Here is a 7052-nt window from a genome sequence, read left to right on the forward strand (position 1 = left end):
GACCGAGATCGACGGTCAGGCTCTGGGCCACCGCCGCCCCCTCCTCCCGATCCTCTGCCGCGCCGCGGTGGCCCTGCTGTTCCTCTCGGGTGGGGCGGCGGTGGCCCAGAGCCTGACCGTCGATCTCGGTCCCAGCGGCGGCGTCACCGAGCGGGCGTTGCAGCTCGTCGCCCTCATCACCGTCCTGGCGCTGGCGCCCTCGGTCCTGGTGATGGCGACCTCGTTCACCCGGATCGTGGTGGTGCTGTCGATCCTGCGCTCGGCGCTCGGCACCCAGACGGCGCCGCCGAACGCCGTGATCGTCAGCCTGGCCCTGTTCCTCACCGCCTTCGTGATGGCGCCAACGGCGCGGGAAGCCTACCGCACCGGCATCGAGCCGCTGCTCGCCGGGCAGATCCAGCAGGGCCAGGCGTTCGAGCGGGCGAGCCGGCCGTTCAAGGCGTTCATGCTGCGCAGCGTGCGCGAGAAGGACCTGAAGCTCTTCCTCGACCTCGCCCGGGCCCCGACGCCCGCGACGCCGGACGCGGTCGGCCTCGAGATCCTGACCCCCGCCTTCATGATCTCGGAACTGCGCCGCGCCTTCGAGATCGGCTTCCTGCTGTTCATCCCGTTCCTGATCATCGACCTCGTGGTGGCATCGATCCTGATGTCGGTCGGCATGATGATGCTGCCACCCGCCACCGTGGCGCTGCCGTTCAAGCTGATCTTCTTCGTGCTGGTCGACGGCTGGACCCTGGTCGCGGGGTCGCTGGTGCAGAGTTACGGTGGCTGATCCGCGCGCTCCCCCCTCCCCTCGGGACGGGGACCGGGCGGCGCCAGGCGCGGCCTCACCGGCGAGACCGGGCGGCACGGCGCCTCCCGGGCGACGCCAAAGCGGGGACGTCAGGGCACGGGCTCGTCGGCCATGCTCCCGGGCCATGCTCCCGGATGACGGGGTTACCGCCGGGCGGCGTCGGGCGACGCGCCGTCCAGAACCGGCCGGACGGCGTCGACCACGTGCGGAGCGGGAAGGCCCACGGCCTCCGCCGGAGGGGCGAGCGCGGCGGGGGCGGTCACGGCCGTCTCCTCCGCCGGATTGTACGGCCGGTTGTAGCACCGGCCGATCGCCTGCCAGAACGCGGCACGCTGCTCGGGCGTGAACCGGCTGAGGCAGGCATCGAGGGCCTCCCGCCCGGCCCGGGCGAGGTGCTCGCAGGCATCGTCGTCGAGAGGGTCCGGGTGCCCCGCCGCCGCGAGATCGATCCGGCGCCGATCCGGGTCGGGCACGCCTGACGTGGGAATCGGGGGCGGCGCGGGATCGCGGGGGGATGCGATCGCATCGGGCACGGTCGGCTCGGGCACGGCTCGGCTCCCTGACGGGTATCCACGCCACGTCCAACGCCCGGCGTCCCGCTTCGATCCAGGGCGGCGTGCCGGTGCGTCGGTCAGGCCCCGGAAGGGCTCGCGGAGGCCCCGCCAGGGTTACGGAGCCCCCCGTCAGGGCTCGGGAAAGAACGGCGGCGGGACGTTGTAGATCGGCACGTTGGCGTTGCGCGGCAGCCAGGCGTGGAAGACCGCGCCATCGGTCTCGCCGTAGGAGACCGGCTGGACCGGAGAGCCGCGGAACGGGACGAGGCCGGGGCGGTGAGGCCGGCGCAGGGGCCGCGCGGCCGGCGCCTCTGGCGCGCGAACCCAGCCGGACAGGGCTGCCTCCGGGCGTGGGGCACTGGGATCGCCCCCCGCCGCCGCGGGGGCGGCGGCGATCAGGCTCGCGGCGAGCATCGCGGTCATCAGGCCGGCGGTCGGGGCGGGTCGCAGCATGCGGGTCTTCTCCGGATCGCCCTCAGCCTAGGCCCGCGACTCCCACCACGGGCTTAACCGCGGCTCGCGATCGCCACGCCGGCGACCGCCACCACCATGCCGAGGAGCTGGAGCGGCGCCAGGGTCTCGCCGAACAGCCCGAAGGCCATCGCGGCCGAGACCGGCGGCACGAGGTAGAACAGGGCCGCCACGCCTGCCACCGCCCCGCGGCGGATCAGCCCGAGCAGGATCAGGATGCCGCCGACCGACAGGCCGAGCACCGCCCAGGCAAGGCCGAGGAGGAGCGGCGGCGACAGGTCGAACGCGCCCCGTTCGGTGAGGAGCGCGAGCGGCAGGGTGAGCAGCACGGCGCCGATGAATTGCACGGCGGCGTTGGTGCGCAGGTCGACGGCCGCGGCCGTGCGCTTCTGCCACAGGGTGCCGAGGGTGATGGCGATGGTGCCGCAGAAGCACACCCCCAGGGCCTCCGGCGGGATGCCGCCCGAGGTCCCGAGCTTGGGCGCCAGCACCAGCCCGGCGCCGAGGAGGCCGACGGCGATGCCGAGCCAGCGCTGGCCCGAGACCCGCTCGCCCAGGAGCGGCCCGGCCACCGCGGCGGTCAGCAGCGGCTGGAGGCTCGCCACCAGGGCGGCGATGCCGGCGGGCAGCCCGCGATGCACCGCCCAGAAGACCGCGTCGAGGTAGAGGCCCTGGATCAGGATCCCGGCCACCATCGCGTCGCGCCAGCCGCGCCAGCCCCGGGGCCATCGGGCACCGACCGCGAGGGCGAGGCCCGTCAGCACGATCGCCGTGAGGCCGAAGCGCACGGTGAGGAAGGTCAGTGGATCGGCATGCGGCGCCACCAGCCGCGCCACGACGAAGCCCGTGGCCCAGATCAGGACGAACAGGCCGGGCGCCAGGCGGGCGGGCCAGGAAGCATCGGACACGGTCAGGAGGCGGCTCATGATGCCTGCGCAACGAGCACGAGCACGGCCGTGACGCAACCGGTGCCGCGGGAAAAGCACGCTCCCCGTGCCCGGAAGGACGCGGGGAGCGGATTTCTCTCCGTCCGCCTTCCCACGACCGGCGCCCACGCTCTACCTGACACGGCGATTCCGCCGGAACGTCCAGCCGAAAGCCCGCGCGCCGTGATCCGTCCCCGCACCGCCTTGGAGATCGCCGCCATCGCGGCGCAGCGCTTCGTCGCCCATGACGGCTGGGCGATCGCCAGCCACATCGCGCTCTCGCTCCTGACCTCGCTGTTTCCGTTCCTGATCCTGCTGACCGCGCTCGCCAGCGTGTTCGGCACCAAGTCGCTCGCCGACGAGGCCAGCAACCTGCTGTTCGAGATCTGGCCGAGCGAGGTGGCCGGGCCGATCGCCGCGGAGGTCCACCGGGTGCTGACCGAGCAGCGCGGCGGCCTCCTCACCATCGGTGCCGTTCTGGCGCTCTATTTCTCGTCGAGCGGAGTCGAGAGCCTGCGGGTCGGGCTCAACCGGGCCTATGGGCTGCGCGAGGTGCGGCCGTGGTGGCTCACGCGCCTCGAATCGATCGGCTACGTCATCTGCGCCGCCTTCGCGATGCTTGCTTTCACCTTCCTGGTGGTGCTGGGGCCGCTGGTCTGGCGCGGGCTGCTGCTGGTCGTGCCGGGACTGGAGCCGCTCGGCCTCACGGTCGCGGTCGTCCGGGTGGGGGTGACGGTGCTGCTCGTCGCGACCGTGCTGGTGATCGCCCACAAGTTCATCGCCGCCGGCCGCCGCCCGGTCGCCCTGGTGCTACCCGGCATCGCCGTGACCCTGTGCCTGTGGGTGCTCGCCGGCCTCGGCTTCGGGATGTACCTCGACCGGTTCTCCAGCGCCTACGTGTCGACCTACGGCGGGCTCGCCACCGCAATGGTGTTCCTGGTCTTCGTCTATTGGCTCGCCGCGATGTTTCTGTTCGGAGGCGAGATCAACGGCACGGTGATCGCCGCCCGCCGCCGGCGCCTCCAGGCCCTGGCCCAGAGCCGGCGGGACACCGTGAAGCTGATGTAAGGATACCTCGAAGAAGATTTATCATGCCAAAGCCTCAAGCATGACTCCTTCACAGCAAAGCCGCAGCGTGGAGTCCGGCCGGCATCGCATCGTCCGTCGCCTGCCAGGCGCGCCTCTCTGGATGGAGGCACGGATATCCCTGTACACCGGGGAGTTGTGTCCTCAAGGTCACTGAGATAGAGCATTTTCCGAGGAAGTGGATACCGGTTCGTCGTAGAAAATGCGGCAGAATCAAAGAGCTAGAGAAGCTTCGCGATTGCAACGCCATCGTGAAGCGCTCTGGCCGGAGCGATCATGCAGGCTGGGGCCTTGGCTGTGACGGTCCGCAGCCAGCGTCATAGTCGGACAAGCACATCGTCAGATCACCAGGACGGCCACGATGATTGGGCATATGGGACGATCGTTCATCGCGCGTGCCTCGGAGACGATGCGTCGGACCTTTGTCCCTTCACGACCACCGACATTGCCGCCTGTCGAAGCGTTCGTCTCTCGCGAGCCGATCGACGAGAGCCAAGACCATCGGATCTGCGGCCCCATCGACCGACTCGGTGGCGTCGTTCAACTCCTTCGCTGTCCCGAGGATTACTTGAGCGGCGTCTCGATCCGCTTTGGGATCTATGGCCGCCCCCAGGAGATTCCGATTGTCGTCGAGCTCCTTGCCGCCGACGAGCGGCATTTCGGCTCGGCCGCATGGCCGGAGATCGCCACGGATGCCCTGGCACGCTGTACGATCGAGCCGGGCGAGTTGATCGATGGCGAGCACCATCACGTCTATTTTCAGAATGTCCCGAACTCCAAAGATCGCCTGTTCGCCCTGAGGCTCACCTCGCCGTCGACCGGTGTTCACGACTCGCCGACGGCTTTCGTCTCGCGCGGCGAGGACCGGATCGCGGGCCATGGCGGGCTCCACACTCGGGATGGCCTGTTCGTCTCCAACGGCCTGCACGCCAAGCTGATCTTCGGTTCGCCCGAGACCGTGGCGAGTTCTCCGCCGGGATTGCTGTACAGCCCGCTCACCTCCTGCAACATGAACTGCACGCATTGCATCTCGCGGCATTCGCGCAAGCGTGCGGTCCGTATGTCGTCCGCGATCAAGGACGAGATCAAGAGCCTCGTTGCGGCGGGCAAGATCACCTGGATGTTCACCGATTACAGCGGCGACATCCTGTTCGCCGACCACAAGAAACCCGGTGAACTGGATTACGTCACTGGCCTCGGCATCGCCGTCCACATCGACACGAACGGCGCCTACCTGACGGATGAGCGCATCGCCAAGATCATGGCATCCAAGGTCGATGCGGTCAGCATCTCGATCGATGCCGCAACCAACGAGACATACCAGACCATCCGGATCGGCGCCCCCCACCTGGACACCATCTTCGACGCCGCTGCGCGGCTGGTCGAGGCGCGGGCGAGGCACGGCCGGGACCGGAACATGGTCATCAGCCTCGGATTCACGCTGATGCGGTCGAACATCCACGAGTTGCCGCTTTTCGTGGAGCGAGCCGCACGAGCCGGCGTCGATTCCATCGGCTGTCGCCACCTCGAGGTCTACCACGCTCCGATGCTGGCGGAATCCCTCGTCCACGAGCCGCAGCGATTCAACGGCATCCGCCGCGAAGCGATGGCCCTGGCCGCGACGCTCGGCGTGCAGCTCAATATCGGCGAGGAGTTCCACGACCGCCCCGGCACCGGAAGTCCACAGCCCTGCCTCCTGCCATGGGAAACGGCGACGGTCCTGGCGAACGGAGACGTCATGGCCTGCTGCGTGCCGGGCGCGAAGATCGGTAACCTGACCGACGACACCCTGGAAGGGATCTGGACCGGAGAGCGCTATCGCCGCCTGCGCCGGCGGATCAATTCGAACGATCCGCCGGAGCTCTGCCGCTCCTGCCAGTTCCGGAACGCGGTAAACCGCTACGGAACGCATAACAGCCTCAACCGGGACGGCATCCCGATCGCGACCTTCGACGACGATCTCTGACCGGATCGGCGAGGGGACGCCCCCTCACCGTCCGCGACTCCCGGCTTCCCGGCCCGCCCCGGTGCCCCGGTCAGCTCCAGGCGTGGAACGGCGGGTTGATCCCGTTCAGGGCATGGTTGCCGACGATCGCCACCTTCCAGCGCACCGGGTCGTGGAGGGTATGGGTGCGGGCGTTGCGCCAGTGCCGGTCGAGATTGTGCTCGGCGAGCGTCGAGCGGGTGCCGGAGAGTTCGAACAGGGTGTTGGAGGCGGCGAGCGCGACCTCGGTGGTGAGCACCTTCGCTTCGGCCACCGCAAGCTGGGCCGCGGCCACGCTCTCGGGCGTCGGGTCGGCCACCGCCGCGTCGATGGCGAGGCCGGCCCGGTCGAGCAGGGCCTCGGCGGCGTGCTGGCGGATCGTCAGGTCGCCGATGGCGCGGATGGTGTAGGGATCGTCGGAGGCCCGCTCCTGGCCGCTATCGATCCAGGGCCGCGCCTTCTCGCGCACGAAGGCGATGGTGTCGTCGAGGGCGGCACGCCCGATCCCGGCATCGATCGCCGCCTGGATGATCTGGAAGATCGCCCCGTCGACCCGCGGCGCCGTGTAGCCGCGCCAGGCCGGCACCAGGCGGCTCTTTTCGACCCGCACGTCGTCGATCAGCACCGTGCCGCTGGCGGTGCCGCGCTGGCCGAAGCTCGACCAATCGTCGATGACGGTCAGGCCCGGCGCGTCGCGATCGGCGATGGCGTACCAGGGGCGGCCCTCGCCATCGACCGCGACGATCGGCACGAGATGGGCGAGCAGCGCCCCCGTCGCGTAGAATTTTTGGCCCCGGACGACGACGTGGTCGCCGTGATCGGTGAACCGGGTCTCGAACTCGGCAGCGCGCTTCGTGCCCTTCTCCGAGAAGGCGTTGCCGAAGCGGATGCCGGAGAGCACGGCCGCGAACAGATCCGCCTGCTGCTCCGGCTCGGACACGGTGCGGATCGCCGCGACGATCCCGAGATGGTTCTGGGCGATCTGGGCGATCGACGGATCGGCCGCCGCAATGATGGCGACGACCTGCGCCAGCGTCCGGTAGGACACCTCGGGCCCGCCATGGCTCCGGGGCACGTTGATCGACCACAGCCCGCTCTGCGAGAAGGCGTCGAGTTCCGCCAGCGGACGGGCGCCGGTGCGGTCGCGCTCCGAGGCGCCCTCCCGGAACCGGGCGGCAAGATCGTGGGCGACCCGGATCGCCTCCCCGTCGTCCCGGATGACGTGGGCGGGCTCGGCC

7 protein-coding genes are annotated in these 7052 nt (G+C 70.0%); 3 read left to right on the top strand and 4 right to left on the bottom strand.

Features of this window, described 5'->3' with window-relative positions; genetic code table 11:
• The first annotated feature begins 49 nt into the window (after positions 1-49).
• On the top strand, positions 50-772 hold the full coding sequence (fliP, locus tag VP06_RS23340; RefSeq protein ID WP_245291284.1) for a flagellar type III secretion system pore protein FliP: 723 nt from the start codon (positions 50-52) through the stop codon (positions 770-772).
• A 164-nt stretch (positions 773-936) separates the two neighbouring features.
• Here the strand turns inward: fliP and VP06_RS36575 are convergent, their stop codons facing one another.
• The 3 genes from VP06_RS36575 to VP06_RS23355 all read right to left on the bottom strand — a co-directional run bounded on the left by VP06_RS36575 (position 937) and on the right by VP06_RS23355 (position 2744).
• Complete coding sequence (locus VP06_RS36575; protein WP_063928430.1) at positions 937-1341, bottom strand: hypothetical protein; 405 nt, start codon at positions 1339-1341, stop codon at positions 937-939.
• Positions 1342-1476: 135 nt separating this feature from the next.
• Positions 1477-1800 (bottom strand): hypothetical protein, encoded by a 324-nt coding sequence (locus VP06_RS23350; protein ID WP_048466193.1) that lies wholly within the window; start codon positions 1798-1800, stop codon positions 1477-1479.
• Positions 1801-1853: 53 nt separating this feature from the next.
• Positions 1854-2744, bottom strand: a complete 891-nt coding sequence (locus VP06_RS23355; RefSeq protein ID WP_048466194.1) for a DMT family transporter — start codon at positions 2742-2744, stop codon at positions 1854-1856.
• Positions 2745-2930: 186 nt separating this feature from the next.
• On the opposite strand from VP06_RS23355, the gene VP06_RS23360 reads away from it, so the two are divergent.
• Positions 2931-3812 carry a YihY/virulence factor BrkB family protein gene (locus VP06_RS23360; RefSeq protein WP_048466199.1) on the top strand — a complete coding sequence of 294 codons (882 nt, stop codon included), beginning with the start codon at positions 2931-2933 and terminating at the stop codon, positions 3810-3812.
• 586 nt (positions 3813-4398) lie between these two features.
• Complete coding sequence (locus tag VP06_RS23365) at positions 4399-5796, top strand: radical SAM protein (RefSeq protein ID WP_197093268.1); 1398 nt, start codon at positions 4399-4401, stop codon at positions 5794-5796.
• Between the two features lie 70 nt (positions 5797-5866).
• Here the strand turns inward: VP06_RS23365 and VP06_RS23370 are convergent.
• The coding region (locus VP06_RS23370) for an SfnB family sulfur acquisition oxidoreductase (protein ID WP_048466196.1) at positions 5867-7052 on the bottom strand (1186 nt) is incomplete at its 5' end.

The sequence above is a fragment of the Methylobacterium aquaticum genome, assembly GCF_001043915.1.
Classification (GTDB): domain Bacteria; phylum Pseudomonadota; class Alphaproteobacteria; order Rhizobiales; family Beijerinckiaceae; genus Methylobacterium; species Methylobacterium aquaticum.

Bases quoted from the DNA above. Each gene is read 5' to 3' on its own strand.
- VP06_RS23355 (WP_048466194.1), bottom strand. From the start codon at position 2,744: ATGAGCCGCCTCCTGACCGTGTCCGATGCTTCCTGGCCCGCCCGCCTG.
- VP06_RS23350 (WP_048466193.1), bottom strand. From the start codon at position 1,800: ATGCTGCGACCCGCCCCGACCGCCGGCCTGATGACCGCGATGCTCGCC.